The organism is Deltaproteobacteria bacterium, assembly GCA_018668695.1.
GTDB lineage: Bacteria > Myxococcota > XYA12-FULL-58-9 > XYA12-FULL-58-9 > JABJBS01 > JABJBS01.
The window spans coordinates 1-23029 of sequence record JABJBS010000021.1; the positions used below are offsets into that span (position 1 = coordinate 1).

A 23029-nucleotide genomic window follows, 5' to 3' on the forward strand; every position below is an offset into this window, starting at 1 on the left:
CGTCGGGTATACATTGTTGTATACGGTGATTGCTGTGCCTGCGATGCCGCCAAAAGTCACAATAGGATTACTTGGGAAATTCCCGCCTTCGATAACAATCTGAGTGCCGCCCTCTTCCGGGCCATGGTCCGGTGACAAGCTGTAAAGCACCGGTGGATCGACAGCAAACTCAAAACCCAAACTCAAGGTTCCATTTTGCCAAGTCTCGCTGCGAACGGTCACATCACTGAGCCCCGGACTTCTAGAAGGCGCAATAGCCGTCATCTCTGAAGAACTCACCCAGGTGACTTCCGAAGCATACATATTACCGATAAGAACCACTGAACCCTCTTTGAAATTCTCACCTCGGATTGTAATGGCCGTACCACCCGACACCGAGCCAATCGCCGGCTCGACACTATCGACAACCGGTCTAATTTCTTGGCAATGTTTCAATGGGCGTCCACAAAGAGAACCCATGGTAAAAGTCATACACTGGTAGGTGTCGCCGCAAACGCTGGTTGATGCAATTCCATCAGTCGCAGGGTCACAGTACACATTGGGCTCTTCAAGCCTCCACATATAAGCCCACTGTCCTTCACCTGGAACCACACACTCGTAACCCGTTCCACAGTCGAGGTCCTCTTCGTCGGGCCCTTCGCAAAAGGCCAAACAAACGCCGGAGCTTAACCCAACATCGATACACTGAGGCGTCGCTTCCGCCCCCGTGGCTCCTTGAACGGCGCAATAGTCATGCCCTTCGGACAGCGAGCACTGCATGTCGGCATCATAAAGGCAGTTGTACCAATCGTAGTTGTCTATGGCGCCGCAGACCGGAACCGCATCGCCGCACCAGCCCTGCATTCTTGCGCAGTAGTTGTCTCCATTTGAGAACTGCAGACAGTCGAACCCAACCGGACAATCGGTTTCTTCTTCACACGCCAAAGGCTGACCTGTGGTGTCTCCCGCCACATCGGCGTAACCGCCGGTGTTCGTAAAACAGGTCTCTTCATCCGGGCAAGTCCCCTGCTGTCCAATATCGACACTATCGCATGTAATCGTACAGCGGGGGTCAATATGAGTGCTCGTCGCTTGGTCCCAAACTCGGTCGATACACTCCCCTTCACCTGGGGCACACATATTCAAGTTGTCACGGCATGGCTCATCACGAAGAGCATCGTCTCGGTAACAAAACCAGCCTGCCGGATTCTCGTAGCAAACGTCTTCGCCGCAGGTCTGGGTGTCACCGGCGCCATCACAAGGCAGCATACAGAAACCAGTCGTATCGGTGGTGAGCGGTAAGCAATAAAGGTCTGCCTCGCAGGAGCCTTGCACAAATGGGCTCAAGCCAGCCTCGGTACAGGCTTCGTACTGAGCATCACGAGGTATCTCCACACAACCCGTGGTATCGGCCATGCAGTCGTTTCCGCAAGTGACAATTCCGCTTTCAAAATTTTGTGGGTCGAATGCCGTACAAAGCATCGTCGTTGTCTCACCCTGCTCACAAAACTCGTGGTCGGTATCCAGGACATCATCACCGCAATACGTGGTCAGGCCGGGAATCACTTCACATGCTTGCGTGCATACTTCACATTCAGTCAAACCATAATCGCATGTGTCGGTGAGCGCCTCGCCCGCGTCACATAATTCACCAGCTGCAATATTGTGAACACCGTCGCCGCATTCAACCATTGTGCAATCGTCATCACAGGTCTCGGATTGGCCTTCGTCGTCACATGATTCGCCGTAGGAATAATCGATCTCACCGTCGCCACAGTAACGCGCGTTCCCGGACTGGTACTGACATAGAAAGTTACAAACTTCGCAACTCGTCAAACCGTAATCGCAAATCTCGGTCACGGTGTTACCGTCATCACAAGCTTCGTCGGCGCTACCGTTTAGGTATCCGTCACCGCAATCAGCTTCCGTGCAATCAGAATCGCATGCCGATGTATCACCGGCCTCATCACAAACCTCATCACCTTCGACCGTCCCATTGCCGCAATAAAGGACCTGCCCCGCGACTTCAGTGCATCCTGGCCCACAAACAATGCAGGAGGATTCACCGTACTCACAAGCTTCCAGCTCTGTATTGCCATCATCACAGGTCTCACCCGCTGCGGCATTAACGACAGAATCCCCGCAAACAACTTCCGTACAATCGGCATCGCAATCGGCGGTTTCAGTCCCACCACCGTCACAGGCTTCTTCGCCTCCGACGATTGAGTCACCACAAACGAGATTTTCTGTTTGGGTATTTTCGTCAGCGTTGTTGGAAGTGCTCTCGCCGCAAGCGACGAGTAAAGAAAGTGAAAGTAGTCCTACCAAGGCTGAACCTTGGCGGCTAATCGAAGTGAATTGCATGGGCATCCCTCATTCGTATTTACGTGGGGATACAACGACAGCTGTGATTGTTCTAAGCTTCCCCACCGAATAGGAAATCCATAACGCGCATGCTAGGCGGCGACAAGGGCGGTTGGTGGAAGAAAATTGACGGGCGCTGAAATCGGCACGTTCAAAGTCTCGATAACTGACCCCGACATGTCCCATAGTTCTCAGTACTGAGTATGCCTGTAGGACAAATTGTCTTAAGCCACTGCGCACCCTCCAGGTGGGAACGACTCACCACTGCGTTGTTCAAGTTGACGTTTTCGAGCTTAGTTTCACGTAAATCGACGAAATAAAGGGTAGCTCCTTCAAAGCTGGCCCCGGTTAGGTCGGCTCCCCTAAACTCAACATTCATCAAAACAGCACCGTCAAATCTGGCCCCGCGAAGGTCAAACTCTCTTAAATCGATGCCGTCAAGCTCCCGTCCCCGGAAGTCCATCGCATCAGAGCCTGCTTGTTGCTGGGTCGTAACCCTGCTCACTGTGCCATCTCTGCAAGTAATAACTTCTTCACCGGTTGGTAAGACTTTAAGCTCACACTCCGGTTCTTGCGTTCCTGTAAGTTGGTCCACTGCAAGTCCCATCGTACAAAAAACGACCAAGGCTCCTCCCAAAGCTCCAGTCCAATACATCAGATACACCCCCGCTGACTGAAATATAATATATTTAAACAGATGCTGAGTATGGTTCACTTACTTAATGTTAAACAAGGGAGGCAGCTGTGAGACTCAGAGCGAAAAGTAGTCGCTGGACCTACCTTAGCGCACTTTTTTCTTAATGAATTCAGCACTCTCCGGCATTAACTGTTTTTATCGTTATGCCGGATTTAGCTATTATGAAGACCGAAGCTCATCAAGCAGCCCCGAAAAGTCGCGGCTCATGAAGGGACCATAAGTCACTGATTTATCTGGATATGTATCAATTTATATAAGCAAGAAGCATTTACAGGTCCAACAACAAACTGCTCAATCAGTCCTGAAAGCTGAACCGCCAAACCCTAAGATCCAGGCAGTGTAGAAAAGAACGTCGGGCAATAATTTTTCTTAAAAACATACCACACGGTCAATCGAAAGCTCTCTCGCCGAAAACAAGACTTGAATTTATTTCTTATACGAACCATGACGGCCCATATGTTATGGGAGTCTTTCAATTCGGCGTAGACTTGCTCGAGTGTCCTCAAGTCTCCGAACCAACACCCAATCTGGTCAGTCCAATTGAGGGTAAGGTAATCAAAATGAGTGATAAACCAGCTACCGGTGGCAAACGATTTTTCAAACTCGCCGGGATGACCGCCTCGGTGGCGAGTAATTACGCCCGCTCGAAGGTAAAGAGCATCTTCTTGGATGAAGATGGAACTCGCAAAGAGCTGTCCAAGCTCGGAGAACTCAACGGCGAACGAATCGTAGAAACCCTGGGTGAGCTAAAAGGCGCCGTGATGAAGGTAGGTCAGATGGCCTCCCTTGCCCAAGACATCCTCCCCAAAGAAATTGGTGACGCTCTCGGTAAGCTGCAAAAGGAAGCTCCTCCGATGGCTTACGAAGTCATAGCCGCTCAAATTGAAAAAGAGTTCGGCGCCGCTCCCGAAACCCTTTTCAAAAGTTTCTCAAGAGAGCCCTTCGCAGCCGCATCGATAGGCCAAGTACACCGGGCCGTCACTGACGACGGGCGTGAAGTCGTGGTCAAAATTCAGTATCCTGGCGTCGACGGAGCCGTTGACTCCGACCTAAACCATCTCAAACTCGCATTTTTAGCATCGGGATTGATTCGCATTGAGAAAAAAGCGCTCAACGCTCTCGTGCAAGAACTACGGGAACGCCTCCACGAGGAACTCGACTACTGCAACGAAGCCGACAACGTCCGTCATTTCCGTGAGCTCTTTAAGGACGATGACCGTGTGGTCATTCCCGAGGTCATTGGTGAACGCAGCTCTAAAAGAATTCTCACACTCACTTACGAGCCCGGCGACCACTTACAGAAACTTGTCTCTTTGGGATACTCCCAAGAGCAACGAAACCAACTTGGGGAAAACCTCTTTGGTATCTTCCTCGACCAGCTTTTTCGTTTCCACGCAATTCACGCCGATCCAAACCCGGCGAACTTTGGTTTTCGCCGAGACGGTAAAATCGTCATGTATGATTTCGGCTGCGTGAAAAAAATCAAACCCGAGATTGCACAAGCATACAACGACACGGTCTATGCCGGGCTTCATGAGGATTATGAGACAGTTGAAACAGGGCTACAGCGGCTAGGTGTCCGTAACCTTAAAGGCGCGACTTTACCGGACGGCTACTACAAGATGTGGCGCGATATTTTCGGTCGCCCCTTCTTTCAAGAAATCTACGACTACGGGCGCGCAGATATTCACAAAGATGTTCTAAAGAACACCCCACTCTTTCTCGCGAAATATGCCAGTGCTTTTCAGCCATCACCCGACATCGTCTTTGTAGACCGTGTCATCGGTGGTCATTATGGAACCTTGTGCCACCTACGTACCCAAGCAAGTTTTCGCAAAGTCTTAGACACTTATCTCACGGCTCCAAACGAGCCTTGACTCCAACCAAACGGTAAAAAACGCGGCTTTTTTGCAAATTGTTGATCCCCATTGGATATCACTAAGACGGACTCAACTGTTTAATGTAAAGAGGCGAAATGCGTTACTTTCATCGGCCTGCCGAAAATCAAAAGAATGTTCGCTGGTACACGCTGCACCTGCAGCCTGACCTCTTTGGCGGCTATGATGTCATCTGCCGATGGGGACGTGTTGGGCGTAAAACAGTATCCGAAAGACTTGAGCGATTTGGATCAGCCCAGCACGCAAAGCTGCGCCTCAACTCACTCAGCGCTTTACAAATTGAAAGTGGATTTGTTGAAGTTGATAAGCATCCAGAAGAGTCACTGCAGCGACCCGGACATCAACTTAAACTTGCCTGGGCCGGAGCCCAGTAAGTCGTCTTCATGATTAGAGCGCTTTAATAATGGCGTTCGCTACATCATCAGTGTTCGCGGTACCGCCCAAGTCACGGGTGAGTGCATCCCCACTTCGCAACCCAGTATCAATAGCTTCTCCAAGGCGCTCAGCTGCGCTCAACTCACCAAGATGTTCCAACATCAAGACTGAGCTTTTAATGAGCCCGAGCGGGTTGGCTACGCCTTGACCCGCGATATCTGGAGCTGAGCCATGAACCGCTTCAAATACTGCAACCTCGTCGCCGATGTTGGCACCGGGAACCACACCCAACCCACCAACAAGTCCAGCACAAAGGTCTGAAACAATATCTCCGTAGAGGTTTTCCATGACCATAACGTCGAACTCGCTGGGATCCTTCACAAGGCGCATGCAAAGCGCATCAATGATGGCCTGCTCATACTTGATGTCAGGATACTCTTGAGCGATGCCATGAACACGGTCTAGAAATAATCCATCACCGAGCTTCATGATGTTTGCTTTGTGCACAGCAGTAATAGTCTTACGGCCATGCTTTCGAGCGTATTCAAAAGCGGCTCGGGCAATTCTGTCAGTTGCTCGTTCAGTCACAACCTTAATCGAAACAACAACACCCTGAGAGACTTGGTTCTCAAGACCTGCATAAAGGCCTTCCGTGTTTTCTCGAAAAATGACGACATCCACACCTTCATAGCGAGATGGTACACCTTCCATCGTACGGCTCGGGCGAACAGATGCGTATAAATCTAATTCACGGCGCAAACGTACGTTGGCACTGACGTGTCCTCCACCAACGGGTGTGGTGGTCGGCCCCTTCAGAGCTACTTGGTTTTTACGACATGACTGAATGGTTTCCTTGGGTAAGGCATCGCCACCGTCAACAATGGCGGACAGGCCGCAGAGCTGCTCGTCCCAAGAAATACTTACTCCGGTGGCATCTAAAACCTTCTTAGCGGCATCGGCAACTTCAGGTCCGATACCGTCACCGGGAATCAATGTAATGCAATGAGGCATCTTTTTCTCCAACTTATTCTTGCCAGACGAATCATTCCAGATGTGGGGAAATTCTTAAGAAATCTACGGGTGCTTACCGCATCCCATCTGAATTCGGATCGTCTCTACCAACAGCGAATCACGTTCCGGCGTCTGTATCCAGGATTGTCTTTTTTTTCTGTCGCAGGAGCATTAGACGATTGAAATTGAAAACGCAACTCGGCGCACTCGTACCCAAGTCTCAAAAAATATCAATTGGCGACCTCACATTCAATCTACCGCCAAATCTAGGATCGTACGTGGTATTTTAGATAAAATCTCGTAAGCCCCTGTCCTAGCGCATTATTAGAAATTCATGGAATCCATGTTTTGTTATTTTTGGTATGACCATGTCCTCGCCGCACCCTCATATACATACAAATAGGCGATTTTATGTCGCAAATTGAGCTTGAGCGGGTGTCGCCAGCAGACTAGAATTTAAGTAGTCATTTCAAGGAGGAAGCCATGGGCCAGATGGGCCGATGGACATTTTTGGTTTTCCTAGTAATTGCTACCCTTTTTGGGTGTGCAGGGGAACCGGCTCACACAAACTTGGCGCCAACCAACAACACGCTTGAGCAACAGAGACTCCTCAACCAAGAACTACTTCAAGCCGCAGAGAACGGTGACTTTGAGACGGTAAAGAGTTCCATGCATGCGGGAGCCAACGTTAACTCATCTGACGACAACGGATTTAGTGTCCTCGTAAACGCTCTCTCCCATTATCAGCTGGAGCTCATTGAGTACCTCATTATCCGCGGCGCAGTCACCCGTCTTCACCCCAGCCTCGTCGGGCCTCCTGCCGAACTTGCCGGCCCTGTAATTTCGCCAACCCAACAACAAGAGCTCAACGAAGCCCTTCTAACCGCTGCGGAAAGTCACGACCTCAACGAGGTCAAACGCCTCTTGGATGCAGGAGCAGACATCAATGCCAGTGATGAAGACGGGTTTACGGTGCTCGTCACCGCGCTTTCAAGCTATCAACTCGATGTTGTCGACTACTTAGTCGAGCATGGTGCAACCATTGCCCAAATCTAAGAGATTTCCACCTGACGCTTTGCCTCACCCTCACAGCCCGCGTACAATCAACCCATGAAGTTGACCGTAAGTCTCGATGAAAACCTGTACAAGCAAGCCGTCGAGGCAACTGAAATTGCTGACCAAGCGGAACTCCTCAATCAGGCCCTTGAGGCCCTACTCACTCAAAAAGGCGTAACCGCAGTTCGAACGGCTGCTCTAAGAGCCGCGGAAGAATTGGCTGCAGCAAATGCTCAAGAAGTAGCCACTCAAAACGCAACGCAAAAAGCGCCTCCAACCGGACCGGCCGCCAAGTTTTTTGGCGAGTATTTGGTTTACCTAGAGCTGATCACCAAGGACCAGCTCGGGCAAGCCACCAACTATGTCGATTCCCACAACGTTCGACTCGGTCAGCTTGCGGTCGACCAAGGGTTTATGACCAATACCCAAGCAGATGCTCTCAACAAAAAACAACGCGAAGTTGATAAACCCTTTGGAGCGCTCTCGGTTGAGCATGGACTCCTAACCGAGGAACAACTCAACGAACTGCTTACGATTCAAAAGGCAAAGCGTATTCGTATTGGCGATGCGATCAAAACCTTAGAGCTTCTTACTGCTCAGGTTCTAGAAGATGCCTTTACCAAATTTGAAAAGCTGGGTGAAAAACCCGTCGAAGTCAAAGAGCACCCTCTTTTACCTAAAGAGCTTGCCGGCAACCGTATGGCTGAGCTTGTGATTGAAACTTTTCCGAAGATTGCAACCCGGGTTGCTGGGATTCAATCTAAGGTCGATCACGGAAGACCGGTCACACCCAACTTCATGTGGGATTGCACTGCATCGCTTATTCTTGCGGACGAAGACACTCTCAAAGTCTACCTAAGTGTGAACGAAGATCTCGCTGATACTATTTTACGACGACTCTTCGGCGACGAAATGGCCGAGTCTGAAATGGCGCCCGAGTTTGACGATGCGATTGCTGAGTTTTTAACGATTGTGACCGCCGCCGCTGTTCGCTCATTGAGTGAAGAGGGTCAGAAGGTCAAAATGAACCGAAGTGAAATAGAGTCACAGGCACCTGCCACCGGTTATGCTTTCCCGCTGAACTCACCTGACGGCAACGGCTCCATTCTGCTGGTGCCCAACGCCTAAAGCCTTGCCCCTATTTGGGAGAGGTGTTAGCGCTTCGTTAAACGTGAGGGCCACCATGACACTAAGTATTCATCCATCCGTCCAAAACCTCGAGGACGAGATTGTTGCCACGCGGCGCGATATTCACAAACATCCTGAGCTCAGCTTTAAAGAATTTCGCACAGCTAAGTTGGTTTCTGAACGACTCCAGTCACTCGGCATCGAAGTGCGCGAGCAAGTGGGTAAAACCGGCGTTGTAGGAACTCTTTGCGGCGGCAAAGAAGGACCAACCGTTGCTCTGCGCGCCGATATGGATGCGTTGCCCATGCAAGAAACCTCAGATGTACCCTACGCCTCAATCCATGAAGGTGTCATGCATGCATGCGGTCACGATGGACACACCGCGATGTTGCTGGGCGCTGCTAAAGTACTAAGCGACAAGCGTGAACAGATAGCGGGCAATGTTAAATTTATATTCCAACCTGCTGAAGAAGGTTATGCCGGCGCGAAATATATGGTGGCGGACGGCGCCCTTGAAGGTGTCGACGAAATCTACGGAATCCATTTATGGAACTACCAAAAGTTTGGAACGGTCGGCGTAAAGCCTGGTCCCATCATGGCTGCATCGGATAAATTCACCATCGACATTCAAGGCATTGGCGGTCACGGCGCGTGCCCACAAGGAACTGTTGACCCCATCGTTGTAGCAGCTCATCTTATTACTGCGCTACAGACCATCGTGAGCCGAAACACCAACCCTCTCGAGAGTACTGTCGTCACGGTGGGAATGATGGAAGGCGGCACCAATTTCAATATCATTCCCCATCACGCAACCCTCAAGGGCACCGCCCGAGCTTACACCGAAGACAATCGAAACCTTATCAAAAAGCGTATGGCTGAGATAACTGCGGGCGTCGGCGCAACCTATGGCGCTAAGATTACACTCGACTATCAAGACGGCTACCCGCCCACCATCAATGCAGATGAACAAGCACAGGTTCTGCTTGAAGCAGCACAGAAAATAGTTGGGGATACCGAAGCAGGATACCCCTACCTTTCTATGGGCGGTGAAGATTTTAGCTACTTCGCCCAAGAAGTTCCGGCCTGCTACTTTTTGGTTGGCTCAGCTCCGCTCGACCGAGAGCCAATGAGTGTGCCCCATCATTGTTCTCACTTTGACATAGACGAACGCGCACTGCTTGTGGGTGCCTCCGTTTTTGTTCAAGTCATCGAAGACCGGCTTTAGGGCAATTGACGATGAGCGTACGTCTTGCAGTCATCGGAGATGTCCATCTTCATTTTAACGAAAAGGACGTCGCCTACTTCAACGCATCCAACTATGACCTAATCCTTTTTGTTGGAGACTTGGTCAATTATGCACCGTGGCGAGCCAAGGTTGTTTGGAATCTTATCAATCAGCTCAACAAACCCACATTTTTTATGCCCGGCAATCACGACAGCACCAATGTGGTTCAACTTATCGCAGAAGTTTTGGGCAATCAGCTTCTGGCGAAGCTAAGTGGTCTCGGCCAAACGAAAAACTTCACGAGCCTTTCACACCATCTAACCAGTACCAGCATCTGTGGCTATAGCCTGCATCCACAAAGCATCAACGATTACTCATTTGATATTATTGCCGCACGACCCCACTCTATGGGCGGCCCCAACTTAAGCTTCAAACCTTATTTAAAAAAAGCTTTCGGGATTCACTCTATTGAAGAGTCCACTGCTAAAATCAACGAGCAAATCGACAAATCTCAAAACAAGAACATTATCTTCTTCGCTCACAACGGACCGAGCGGACTGGGCACCAAACGAGATGATATCTGGGGTTGTGACTTTAAAAAGTCGGAAGGTGACTTTGGAGATCCTGATTTAGAGCAGGCCATTGCCTATGCCCGCAGCCAAGACAAAAACGTTTTAGCCGTGATCGCTGGCCATATGCATCAAGGCCTTAAAGGAGGAGGTGAACGCCGATGGGTGGTTGAGCGAAATGGCACAACCTACCTAAACGCCGCCAGGGTTCCACGTATTTATGAGACATCGGATACGACCGTGCATCACCATGTTTGTGTTGAAGTCGAATCGAGTGCAATCAAGGTAACGGCTCAAGAAATATCGCTTTAATGCTTTCGCGCTAATCGCAGTCGTGGTCGATACTCGCACCACGGCTTCCAAGGATATTAAAAGTAACCCTCTGGCCAATCACCTCACCGGCTCCACTGCACCATTGTTCCAACGAAAGTTCTGTGTCGAGGTTGTTGTAATTACCTGTCATATGAATCCCGTCATCGCTTCCCAAACCTGCATTATCTACAAGCGGCGAGAAATCTTCTATCTTATTGTTGTTGATCCAAATGGTCCGAATCGAGGTCAACGGTACAATGGCATCCACTGCAGGAATTTGATTCGTATCTAAATCCAAGTACGTAAGATTAATGAGGGTTTGTAATTCTGAAATATCGTTGATCTGATTCTGCCATAAAACGAGCCGTTCAAGATTCGTGAGTTCACCAAGCCCCACCACGGACACAAGTTCATTGTCCTTAAGCTCTAAGGTTCTTAATAAACTCAGCTCGCCAAGCGCCGTCAAATCTGAGATCTTATTGCTCGTGAGGTATAGATTCTTCAACCCCGTTAGTCCCGCAAGCGCATCGATGGCAATGATGCTGTTCTCTTTGAGGTCCAAGTTCTCAACCGTATCCAAACCGGCCAAACCACCAAGGTAAGACAAACCGTTGTTTCTTAGTTCAAGCGTTTGAAGCTTCTTCAAGTTTTGTAGGGGATCTAAAGCTGCCGGATCTGAGCCCAGGTTATTACTCGAAGCCCTCAAAGTTCGGAGACTGACCAAACAATCAATCCCCCTTAGGTCGTCTACATTGATGCCTTCAATCGTAAGCGCGGTCATTTCATCGACATCCTCAAATAGAATGTCATCGCCGCTAAGACCCAGTGCACCTAGGATCACCGCCGCTACACTTGGATGAAGATCAATAGGACCCGGGCCACAGTGCGCGGGAACACCCTCTTCGCAAGAACTTTCAACACAACCACCGAAGGCGGGATATGCCTGGTTGGCATCGCCCTCATCACAGACCTCATCGCATTCTACAAAACCATTGCCGCAGCTTTCAAAACGGGTGCAGTCCCCCGAGCATCCATCACAGTCGTTGCTGTTTCCATCATCACAAACTTCACCATTTTCAGCATCGGTCACAGCATCAGAACAATAAGAAGTCGCTCCCGCTATCAGCACACAAGGATAACAAACCTCACAACTCGTGAGGCCATAAGCACAGGTTTCTTGTTCGGAGTTGCCATCATCGCATGCCTCACCAAGTTCCAATTCCGTGATGCTATCCCCGCAGTAGTGAACAATTCCCTCGCCCACAGTGCAGCTGCTCGTGCAAACGTTGCAGGTAAGGTCACCATAATCGCAGTCTTCTGTAACACTGTTGCTATCATCGCAACTTTCACCTGCGCCTGCATCCACGGCCCCGTCCCCACAAAAAGAGGTACTGCCTGCCACTTGTTCACAACCCGGATCACAAACCTCGCAGGAGGTCTCCCCGTAGTCACATTCTTCAAGCAGAGTATTGCCATCGTCGCATGTCTCGTTATCGCTGTCGGTTGAGCCATCGCCGCAAAAAGAGGTACTGCCTGCAGCGGTTTGACAAGATTCGTTGCATACCTGACAGCTCGTTTCGCCATAGGCACATGACTCAGTGACCGCATTACCGTCATCACAGTTCTCGTGGTCGGTCTCGACCGAACTGTCTCCACAAAAAGAGGTGGCACCGCCAACTTCAACACATTCGCTGCTGCAAACATCACAGCTCTGAGGCCCGTAGCCGCAGTCTTCTGTCACCGTATTGCTATCGTCACACGTTTCACCATTGACTTCATCGATACTTCCATCACCGCAGTAAGACGTCGCTCCAGCAACGGCCTGGCAAGCCAAATCGCACACTTCACATGAAGTCTCACCAAAGCTGCACGACTCTGTCACCGTATTGGAATCATCACATGTCTCGCCCGCTGCAAGATCTGTTTCACCGTCACCGCACATACTGGTAGATCCAGCTTGTGTTTGACATGTTGAACTGCAAACTTCGCAGGATTCCTGGCCGTAATCACAAACTTCAGTTAAGGCATTTCCATCATCACAAACTTCGCCCGCTGCTTGATTAATAATGTCGTCGCCGCATGCGTTTACGCTGCAATTCGCATTACACGCTGCGGTTTCACCTGCACCGTCACAAGCTTCGCCGTCATCCTGTACACCGTCACCGCAAGATGGCAGCACACAGGTCGTTCGGCATGCATTTGACTCGGAATCGGAGTTCCCCGCGCCATCATCACAAACTTCGCCGGCAAGCGTATTGACGATCCCGTCACCACACTCAGAAGCGCTGCAGTCGGGATTGCAGCTTTCTGTGGCTTCCCCGCCGCCATCACACGCTTCGCCTGCACTGCCGTTTACTGTCCCATCGCCGCAAGCCACGTCGCTGCAATCAACATCACATGTAGCCGACTGTCCTGCAGTGTCACAGGTCTCACCCGCAAGTGTATTCAAAACGCCATCGCCGCAGCTCACAGTTGTGCAATCCGCATCGCATTGAGCCGTAACGCCGCCCTCATCACAGGCCTCGCCTTCTTCTGCAACACCATTGCCGCAAGAAGGAACACAGTCCGAATCATTGTTCGCATCACACCCTGGCGCGCAGCAGCCATCGCCTCCCGTACAGACCGAAATATCCGTAAATACACAAGCCGCATCGCAGGTATCGGTACTGCCGACCAAGGTATCACTCGTGCAGATGAAGCCATCGGAGCATGCTGTTGGGCAATCATCACCCTCGCATGTCTCACCGGGCTCAACCAAGCCGTTACCACAAACCGATGGACAATCGTTATCTTCAAGTGCGTTACAACCGTCCACGCAACAGCCATCGTCGCTGATGCATTCCGTAACGTCAGCGTAGGAGCAGCTAAAATCGCACGACTCGGCAGCACCAAGCTGGCTATCCACAGTACATGCATCCGTGTCATCACAAGACTCGGGACAATCACCATCGCAGAGTTCACCATCTTCCAGAGAACCGTTGCCACATACCGGATTGCAGTCTAAGTCATCGTTGGCCGTACAGCCGTCGGGGCAGCATCCTTCAGGTGCTCCGCAACTTGTCACAGCGTCAAACACACACACTGCATCACAGCTTTCCGGGGAACCTGCCATGGTGTTAGAAGTACACACGTTCTCATCGTCGCAGCTCTCTGGACAATCACCGTCACAAACCTCGCCGTCCTCGATGACTCCATTGCCGCAAAAAGCCGAGCAATCATTGTCGTTGTTTGCATGACACCCTGGCGCGCAACAGCCATCGTCGTTCTCACAGGCTGATACTGGCTGATAGGAGCACTGTGCGTTGCACGTTTCAGAGTTTCCGGTCAGCACATCTTGGGTGCAGGCGTTGTTGTCATTGCAGGCTACCGGGCAATCACCGTCGCAGAGTTCTGGCGACTCGACCACATTGTTACCGCAGCTTCCCGAACAATCGTCATCTTCCGATGTATCGCATCCAGGAGCACAGCAACCATCACCATGGGTACACGCCGTTATCTCGGTAAATGAGCAAGATGCGCTGCATGTTAGCTCGCTGCCAACCAAAACATCTCCCGTGCAAGCATTTCCGTCGTTACAAACCTGGGGGCAATCGCCGTCGCATACTTCGCCTAGGTCAACGACGCCGTTACCACATGAATCACTGCAATCACTGTCACTTTCGGAGTCACAGCCGGCAGGACAACAACCATCGTCGGACTGACAGCTGACAATCTCAGAGAACGAACAGGAAGAGCTACAGTTGAACGGGTTACCCGACAACACATCATAAGTGCAGCTGTTGGAATCGTTGCAAGCATCCGGGCAGTCGCCATCACAAATCTCTCCAGCTTCCACCACATCGTTGCCACAGGTGGCGGAGCAATCGTTGTCATTGGCAAAGCTACAGCCCGGCGCGCAGCAACCATCATCGTTTACACATGAATCAATGGCCTGGAAGGAGCAAGACGCACTGCAGGTGTTGGCGCTACCCACCAGTAAATCAGTTGTACAGGCGACACTGTCATCACAGGCAAACGGACAATCACCATCGCATACTTCACCCACATCGGTTACGCCGTCGCCACAACTTGAGGAACAATCGGAATCCGTAAGGTCAGTGCAGTTGCCAGGACAACAGCCGTCATCGTCCACGCAGAGTTCTATCGCGGAATAAGAGCAAGTAACCGAGCAGTCTTCACCATCCATGAGGTCTTGAGTACAGGCCAACCCGTCATCGCAGCTTGCGGGGCATCCCCCATCACACACTTCGCCTGGTTCAATCACCCCATTGCCGCATTCAGATGCGCAGTCGTTGTCGTTAGCAGCACTGCATCCATCGGCGCAGCATCCATCATCGTTCGCACAAGCAGTGACAGTTCCAGTTTGAACGCATTGGGCCGTACAATCAAAAGCATTGCCTTGAAGTTCAACCACCATGCAAGTATCTAAGGGTGCACAACTCGTGGGGCAGTCGCCATCACAGGTTTCATCTAAATCGAGAACACCGTTGCCGCATAAAGATGCGCAGTCAAAATCGCTCTCAGAATTACAGCTCGACGGGCAGCAGCTGTCCCCGCTTACACACTCAGAGATAGGCTCGGCAACACACTCTGCGTTACAAGCATCCTCGCTTCCTTGTAAAACTAAAGGAATACATGCATCGGTGGTTTGGCAAGAGTCTGGGCAATTGCCATCGCAAAGCTCGCCAGCATCAACAATACCATTGCCGCAGAGTGTTCCTATGGGTTCGCAGTCTGAATCTTCCGCATTGACACAACCAGCCGGACAACAGCCGTCGCCAGACTCACACAAAACGATATCCACGTAACTGCAACCAGCCGTGCAATTTTCGGCGCTGCCCGAAAAGATATCCACGGTACATGCAATCGTATCATCACAATTAGTAGGACAATTTCCGTCGCAGGTTTCAGACGGGGCATCCACAATGCCATCACCGCAGGTTGTTGAGCAATCCGAGTCGACTTCAGGACTGCAGCCCGCCGCACAACAGCCGTCGCCTTCAACACAATCGGTAATCGTGACAGGCACACATTGAGCTGTACAGTTGGCGGCTGAGCCCACGAGGTTATCTTGAGTGCAGGAAACTCCATCGTCACAGCTCGTGGGGCAATCCCCATCACAAAGTTCACCGCTGTCTATGACACCATTACCGCAAGTTGCGGAACAATCACTATCGGTTTCAAAGCTGCAGCCCGGCGGGCAGCAGCCATCATCATTGGCACAGGCTGCAATCTCGGTGTACTCGCAAGCAACGTTGCATGACGCAGGATCTCCAGAGAGTATGTCTGTTGTGCAAGCGATTGCATCATTGCAGCTGGTGCGGCAGTCCCCATCACAGGTTTCGCCGGTTTCTACGATACCGTTTCCACATTCTCCGGGCGGAAAATCGCAAATGGCGTTGAGACACATTTTACCTGCATCACACTGACCGTCTTCATCACATGCTATGCCGCGCTCGTCCAACCCCAACGAAGCTGTACAGCCGGTTGCTGATAAAATCAGCGCAACAGAGGTGATAAATCGCCAACTAGTCACAGCTTAATCGCCTCCTAATGGCATCTGTAATTGGAGCATCGCTCCCCCTGCGGTTGGCATCACGGAGACTGAAGTCTCAGGAGCTTCACCGGTCGCGCCATAATAGAGGTCATAAAAGAGCCAACTGGTCCCGACCGCCCCCAAAGCGCTTAGCGTGTAAAATACATCCGCGGCAACACCGAGTTGTCTGGCAGAATTTTGAGCATCCGTATGGTCTTCATTTCCCACGAAGAGGTCATCAAGCGCTGCTGCTTTCGAGGAGGCGCTAGCACCTAGGGCTATGGCGATGGTCGTTGTTAGACCCGTCGCGCCTGCCGCAATCCAGTGCTTGTACTCATGGAATGTATTCCAACTAAGGAGTTCAAAGGATGGCGGCGGCTCAGGTATCACTTCTTCTATCACTGGCTCTGGAACAGGCTCTTCAGCAGGCAACTCTTCTTCAGGTTCTGCTTCAGGCTCTTCTTCTGGAGGAACTTCCTCTTCTTCCGCAGCCGCAACTTCTTCTTCCTCTGCAGGTACTTCTTCCTCGGCTACTTCAGCTTCGGCAACTTCTTCTTCCTCTACCGGCTCTTCAACCACCGGCTCCGGTTCGGCCGCCGGCGCGGTCCCTCCGACAACGAACTCAACCCGCCGGTTTTTACCTCGCCCTAGCTTCGATTTGTTCGATGCCTTAGGCGTAGCCGCACCCACCATTTCTAGGACCAATCTTTCGGGCTCTACTCCAAGCTTGACCAGAGATTTTTTCACGAAGCGTGCCCGAGCTCCCGACAGCTTTTCATTGACCTCTTCAGGGCCGCGGCTATCGGTGTGGCCTATAATCGTAATGGTTTTAATTTCCGGATGACTTTTGAGAAACTTCGCAATTTGGCGCATACGCTTTTTATGGCCTTGCCAAAACCGCTTTGCCCCAGTTGGGAAGTGAACACTTGTATCGATTTGATACGAGCCATCCTTTTTCTTAGTAAACATGCCGCCCGCGAGTGCAGGCGCAGAAACCCCTAAAAAAGCGAAAACGAGCAAGGCCGCCAAGCGCCTTACCATCCATTTATCCTCTGTTTTAAACGTCATGCTTCATCTCCCCTTTCGACTGCAGACTCCCCTCCCGCCGTCGCCGGTACTGACGCACCCGTCAGTCCTGTCATCGACCGTCTGGTCGAAATCTTGAATTTCATCGTCTTTTCCTAATCACATGGGTTATCGTGGACCGTTGCACCTCGGGCCTCGATGGCATTGATGATGACAAATTGAGTGTCGCAATCGAGATTATTACCATGTACGTAAATCTGATCGCCTGCCGCAAAATCGCCGTTATTTAAAAGCGGCGTTAGGTCAGTAATATCGTTGTGCCTTGCGTTGACCCATCTAAGGTCAGGCATAAAGGCAAGCGATGAAATATCATCAACATCGTTGTTGTATATTCGAAGGTCTTGTAAATCAGTGCATGTACTGAGGGCCGAAATATCATCAACACTGTTGCTGTTGATATTCAAGTAGCTGAGCTTAGTCAGGTTGCCTAAGTGTGTTGCAATATCCAAATCATTGCTAGCCAAGTGCAGACTTGTAAGACCATCTGGCCCATCTGCCGCGGAAAATACCGCGGTTCCATCATCATCGATATTGTTATCGTAAGCTTCCAGCTTCTTTAAGTCTGGTAAGTCCGTAAGAGCAGCTAGTGAATCGATGCTGTTGTCGTTCACGATCAGTGTAACCAAATCCGTCAGTCCAGATAAACCGACGAGGTCGTCTAACTTGTTATCGCCAAGATGTAAGTAATCGAGATTATCTAAAATCCCACCCGCAAAAAGAGCGACTGACTCAATATCGTTATCGTAGAGCCAAAGCTTTTCAAGATTATCAAGATTCTCAATTCCCGTAAGGTCGTCCAAATTGGATTCCGATAAATTAATTCGCTCCAAGTCCTCAAGAGAGGCCAGAGGCGCCAGTACGCCAAGCCCGGGTAGATTCGCTCCTTTTGAATGGAACTCCTCTAGGGAAACAAGAGTCTCTAAACCGCTTAAGCTCTGAACCCCACAATTATTCATTTCCAAATAGGTGAGGTCCGTCATTGCACTTAAGGCTGAGAGGTCAGGCATATTGCTCAGGTCATGGTTGCTCATCCGCAGCGTTTTCATATCGCTTAAAGCTGCTAGAGGGGTGATATCTTCAAAGTCATTGTTATGTAGATTTAGGAACTCCATATCGACCATGCCCGCCAAAGGACTCAGGTCGGCCACATTACAATTTTGCAATTCAAGGCTTTCAAGGTCAATCAAGCCAGCGAGTGACGCGATGTTTACCAAGTTCTCGTTATCATGAAGACCGAGAAATTCGATATCAGTTAGATTCGCCAGAGCTGAAATGTCGGTCAGTAAGTTACTGCCAAAGTTTGCTCGATCGAGTTTCGTCGCATTTTGAATCCCATCCAAACTGGATATATTGTTATTGTAAGCATGGACTTCATCTAAATCCTCGGCTCCCGAGAGAGCCGAGATACTGTTGATTGCGTTGTTACCAATTTGAACATACTCGAGTTCAGTCGCTGCGACTAAACTTTCAATACTATTGATACCGGTATCATAACCTTCAAAGTACCTCAGCTTTGTAAGCATCGAAAGGTTACTGATACTTCCTAGACTGCTGTTATAGTTTAAGTTTAAATTCTCCAGCTTAACGAGTCCCGCCAAAGGTATGTCTGAACGAATATCATTGTCTCGTAGATGAAGAGTCCTGAGTTCGACCATTCCCGAAAGAGGTGCCACACTTTGAATATTATTGTTATTCATGTAGAGCGTTCGGACCTCTACCAGATATTCCATACCACTTAGATCTGTGATGTTGTTGTTCTCGAGATTAATGTATTCCAGATGTACAAAACATTCGATCCCCGTAATATCGGTGATTCCCTTACTGCCCGCATTCAACGAAGTCAGAGTCGACGAGAACGTAATTGGGTCTCCGGCATCCAGTCCAAGAGCAGAGCGCAACGTTGATGCTAAAGCATCATCCGGAACATTAATGTTTCCTTCACAATGCGACGGCGGGCCTAGAACACAGGTCCGGTCCCAACCTGGGTCGTATTCACAACCACCAAAATTAGGGTGTTCATAATCAATACTTGAGAGCATGACCTCCCCATCATCACAGACCTCGGTACATTCAATGATGCCGTCTCCGCAAACATTGTCGAAACGTGAGCAATCACCTTTGCAGCCATCACAATCGCCAGTGTTAAAATCATCACAAGCCTCTAGCTCAGGGCAAACATTGCCATCGCCGCAAGTTGAACCTGAACCGGCACCGCTGCAATCAGCGTTGCACGAACCGCAGGCATCGGCGTAACCATCATCACAAGCTTCAGCCGACACACAAACTTCACCATCACCGCAAACAGCGGCTACGCCGGCACCGCTGCAATCGGCATTACAATCACCGCAGCTATCGGTGGCGCCATCATCACAAAACTCTGTCTCAGGGCATTGATTACCGTCGCCGCAAGTCGAACCGCTGCCCACGTCTGAACAGTCTGCATTACAAGACCCACAAGCATCGGTGTAGCCATCATCGCATGATTCAAAAAGCGGTTGTACTATTCCATCGCCGCAGCTGCCCTCTCGCGAACAGGTCGTACTGCAACCATTGCCGTCATCGGTGGTATTCCCATCGTCACATTGCTCAGCGCATTCAAGGACTCCGTCGCCGCACACATTATCAATGCGGTCACACGTATCGTTGCAGCTATCACAATTGGTCTTATTGCCGTCGTCACATGCTTCAAGCTCCGGACAGACAGAACCATCTCCGCAAGTGGCGCCTGAACCCGCTGCAGAACAATCGGCATTACAACTACCGCAAGCGTCGGCGTAGCCATCATCACAGAACTCTGTCTCACCGCAGACTTCACCGTCGCCGCAAACGGCTGCTACACCCGCTGCGCTGCAATCGGAATTACATGAACCACAACTGTCGTTGGCACCGTCATCACAAAATTCGGTTTCAGGGCAGTGGTTTCCATCACCACAGGTTGAGCCCGCCCCCGCGCCCGAACAATCCGCATTACAACTACCGCAAGCATCAGCATAGCCATCGTCACAGGTTTCAAAGAGGGCTTGAACCGTTGCATCGCCACAACTTCCCGAGCGCGTACAAGTGGTACTACAACCATTGCCATCATCGGTGGCGTTGCCATCGTCGCAAACTTCAGCACATTCCTGGAGTCCGTCACCGCAAAGCGCATCTACTCGTGAGCAATCTTCAGTACAGCCATCACAGTTGACCTTGTTTCCGTCGTCGCAAACTTCCATTTCGGCACAAGTGTTACCATCGCCGCACGTAGCGCCCGAACCCGCCGCAGAGCAATCGGCATTACATGAGCCACATGCATCAGCATAACCATCGTCACAAAACTCGACTTGTTCACAAACATCACCGTCGCCGCAGGTTGAACCCGCACCGGCTCCGTCGCAGTCCACATTGCAAGTACCGCAGGTATCCCGGTAACCATCATCACAAGCTTCGAACTCAGGGCAGGTTTCGCCATCACCACAGGTAACTCCTGCACCTTCCGTGCTGCAGTCCTCGTTACATGTACCGCAAGCATCCGTGAAACCGTCGTCGCAAATCTCAAAGAGGTTGTGGAGAACACCATCGCCGCATGTGTCGAGCCTCACGCAAGCAGCCGAACACCCATTACCATCGTCAACAGTATTGCCGTCGTCACATTCTTCGCCGCACTCAACAATACCATCACCGCAAATGCCATCTGGGCGTGAGCAATCACTCGCACATCCATCGCAACTGTCTGTATTGTTATCGTCGCAGGCTTCTGTTTCGTTACAAACATTTCCATCGCCGCATAAGAAGCCCGCGCCTGCGCCGGAACAATCCGCATTACAAGTACCACAGACGTCGGCGTAGCCATCATCACAGGTTTCTGTTTCAGGACACGGTACACCGTCGCCGCACGTGCTTCCCAGCCCGACGTCAGTACAGTCGGCATTGCAGCTACCACAGGCATCATCGAAACCGTCGTCGCAGAATTCAGTCTCTGGACAAATTTCACTATCACCGCATGCAGATCCGCCGCCCGCAGCCGAACAATCCGAATTACAAGTTCCGCAGGCATCGGTATAACCATCGTCACACGCTTCGACCTCTGGACAAATGGTGTTGTCACCACATGTTGAACCTGCACCCACAGCGTTGCATGTTGCGTTACAAGTACCGCAGGCATCGGTGTAGCCGTCGTCACAAAATTCATTTTCCGGACAGACATTTCCGTCACCACAGGTGCTTCCTGAACCAGCAGCGCTGCAGTCTGCATTACAAGAGCCGCAAGCGTCGGCGTAGCCATCATCACAGACCTCAAGTTCGGGGCAGACCTCACTATCCCCGCATGTTGCCCCTGCACCAGCGCCAGTGCAATCAGCATTGCAGCTACCGCAGGCGTCTAAGAAACCATCATCGCAAGCTTCAAGTTCTTGACACGGGATCCCATCACCACAGGTGGCACCCTGGCCCGCTGCCGTACAAGCAGCATTGCAACTACCACAAGCATCTCGGTACCCATCGTCACAAAACTCTGTTTCAGGACAATGGTCGCCATCACCACAGGTTGACTCCGCGCCCTCAGCCGTACAATCGGCGTTACAAGTACCGCAAGCATCGGTGTAACCGTCATCGCAAGATTCTATTTCAGGACAAATCGTTGCATCGCCACACGTCGCACCCGCACCGGCGGCAGAACAGTCTGCATTACAACTGCCACAAGCATCGGTGTAGCCATCGTCACAAGCCTCAAGCTCAGGACAGTAGTCACCATCACCGCAGGTAGCACCGGCGCCCGCAGCAGAGCAATCGGCATTACAAGTCCCACAGGCATCGGTGTAGCCGTCGTCGCAAGATTCTAATTCAGGGCAAATCGTGCCGTCACCGCAGGTGGCACCGGCGCCCGCAGCAGAGCAATCGGCATTACAAGTGCCGCAGGCATCGGTGTAACCGTCGTCACAAGATTCGAGTTCTGGGCAAGTGGTGCCATCGCCACAAGTTGCGCCGGCGCCAGCGGCTGAGCAGTCAGCATTACAAGTACCGCAAGCATCGGTGTAGCCGTCGTCGCAAGATTCAAGTTCAGGGCAAGTGGTGCCATCGCCACAAGTTGCGCCAGCACCTGCGTCCGAGCAATCAGCGTTACAACTACCGCAGGCATCCGTATAACCATCATCACAAGATTCAAGCTCTGGACAATAATCACCGTCACCGCAAGTTGCGCCAGCCCCGGCCGCAGAACAATCTGCATTACAGCTACCACATGCATCAGCGTAGCCATCATCACAAGATTCTGTTTCAGGGCAAATCGTGCCGTCACCACAAGTTTCGCCTGCACCAGTATCTGAGCAATCGGCGTTACAGGTACCACAAGCATCGGTGTAACCATCGTCGCAAGCTTCGAGTTCAGCACACGCTTCGCCATCACCGCACGTGGCACCGGTACCGGCTGCAGAGCAGTCCGCGTTACAAGTACCGCAAGCATCGGTGTAACCATCGTCACAGGTCTCTAGCTCGGCACACGTTTCACCATCACCGCAGGTTGCTCCGGCACCAGCCGCAGAACAATCAGCATTACAACTACCGCAGGCATCCGAGTAACCATCGTCGCACGCTTCTAGCTCAGCACACGTTTCGCCATCACCGCAGGTAGCACCGGCGCCCGCAGCAGAACAATCAGCATTACAACTACCGCAAGCATCCGTATAGCCATCGTCACAGGTCTCTAGCTCGGCACACGTTTCGCCATCACCGCAGGTAGCGCCCGCACCGGCAGCGGAACAATCAACATTACAACTACCGCAAGCATCGGTGTAACCATCGTCGCAAGCTTCGAGC

The 23029-nt window shown here is 51.1% G+C and carries 12 protein-coding genes; 6 read left to right on the forward strand and 6 right to left on the reverse strand.

Annotated features, from left to right (window positions below; all coding sequences use genetic code 11):
• Positions 1 to 2343: IPT/TIG domain-containing protein (locus HOK28_00875; protein MBT6431611.1), on the reverse strand; the 2343-nt coding region annotated here is incomplete at its 3' end.
• A 151-nt stretch (positions 2344 to 2494) separates the two neighbouring features.
• Complete coding sequence (locus HOK28_00880) at positions 2495 to 2998, reverse strand: pentapeptide repeat-containing protein (protein ID MBT6431612.1); 504 nt, start codon at positions 2996 to 2998, stop codon at positions 2495 to 2497.
• A 602-nt stretch (positions 2999 to 3600) separates the two neighbouring features.
• Here HOK28_00880 and HOK28_00885 point away from each other — a divergent pair.
• The gene (locus HOK28_00885) at positions 3601 to 4917 is read left to right on the forward strand and encodes an AarF/ABC1/UbiB kinase family protein (GenBank protein ID MBT6431613.1); all 1317 of its coding nucleotides are present in this window, start codon (positions 3601 to 3603) and stop codon (positions 4915 to 4917) included.
• 98 nt (positions 4918 to 5015) lie between these two features.
• Complete coding sequence (locus tag HOK28_00890; protein ID MBT6431614.1) at positions 5016 to 5312, forward strand: WGR domain-containing protein; 297 nt, start codon at positions 5016 to 5018, stop codon at positions 5310 to 5312.
• A gap of 13 nt (positions 5313 to 5325) precedes the next feature.
• Here the strand turns inward: HOK28_00890 and HOK28_00895 are convergent, their stop codons facing one another.
• Positions 5326 to 6324 carry an isocitrate/isopropylmalate dehydrogenase family protein gene (locus tag HOK28_00895; protein MBT6431615.1) on the reverse strand — a complete coding sequence of 333 codons (999 nt, stop codon included), beginning with the start codon at positions 6322 to 6324 and terminating at the stop codon, positions 5326 to 5328.
• A gap of 483 nt (positions 6325 to 6807) precedes the next feature.
• Between HOK28_00895 and HOK28_00900 the strand changes: the two genes are divergently transcribed.
• Genes HOK28_00900 through HOK28_00915 form a run of 4 tightly spaced genes read left to right on the forward strand, consistent with a single transcriptional unit; the run spans position 6808 to position 10614 of the window.
• Positions 6808 to 7380 carry a hypothetical protein gene (locus HOK28_00900; GenBank protein ID MBT6431616.1) on the forward strand — a complete coding sequence of 191 codons (573 nt, stop codon included), beginning with the start codon at positions 6808 to 6810 and terminating at the stop codon, positions 7378 to 7380.
• A 54-nt stretch (positions 7381 to 7434) separates the two neighbouring features.
• Positions 7435 to 8508 carry a hypothetical protein gene (locus HOK28_00905; GenBank protein MBT6431617.1) on the forward strand — a complete coding sequence of 358 codons (1074 nt, stop codon included), beginning with the start codon at positions 7435 to 7437 and terminating at the stop codon, positions 8506 to 8508.
• Between the two features lie 55 nt (positions 8509 to 8563).
• Entirely contained in the window at positions 8564 to 9733 is a 1170-nt protein-coding gene (locus tag HOK28_00910; protein ID MBT6431618.1) for an amidohydrolase, read from the forward strand.
• Positions 9734 to 9744: 11 nt separating this feature from the next.
• Positions 9745 to 10614 (forward strand): hypothetical protein, encoded by an 870-nt coding sequence (locus HOK28_00915; protein ID MBT6431619.1) that lies wholly within the window; start codon positions 9745 to 9747, stop codon positions 10612 to 10614.
• A 10-nt stretch (positions 10615 to 10624) separates the two neighbouring features.
• Here the strand turns inward: HOK28_00915 and HOK28_00920 are convergent, their stop codons facing one another.
• The 3 genes from HOK28_00920 to HOK28_00930 all read right to left on the reverse strand — a co-directional run.
• Positions 10625 to 16150, reverse strand: a complete 5526-nt coding sequence (locus HOK28_00920) for a hypothetical protein (GenBank protein MBT6431620.1) — start codon at positions 16148 to 16150, stop codon at positions 10625 to 10627.
• Between the two features lie 3 nt (positions 16151 to 16153).
• Entirely contained in the window at positions 16154 to 17218 is a 1065-nt protein-coding gene (locus tag HOK28_00925) for an OmpA family protein (GenBank protein ID MBT6431621.1), read from the reverse strand.
• A 113-nt stretch (positions 17219 to 17331) separates the two neighbouring features.
• Positions 17332 to 23029, reverse strand: a 5698-nt coding sequence (locus HOK28_00930) for a hypothetical protein (GenBank protein MBT6431622.1), incomplete at its 5' end; no start/stop codon positions are given.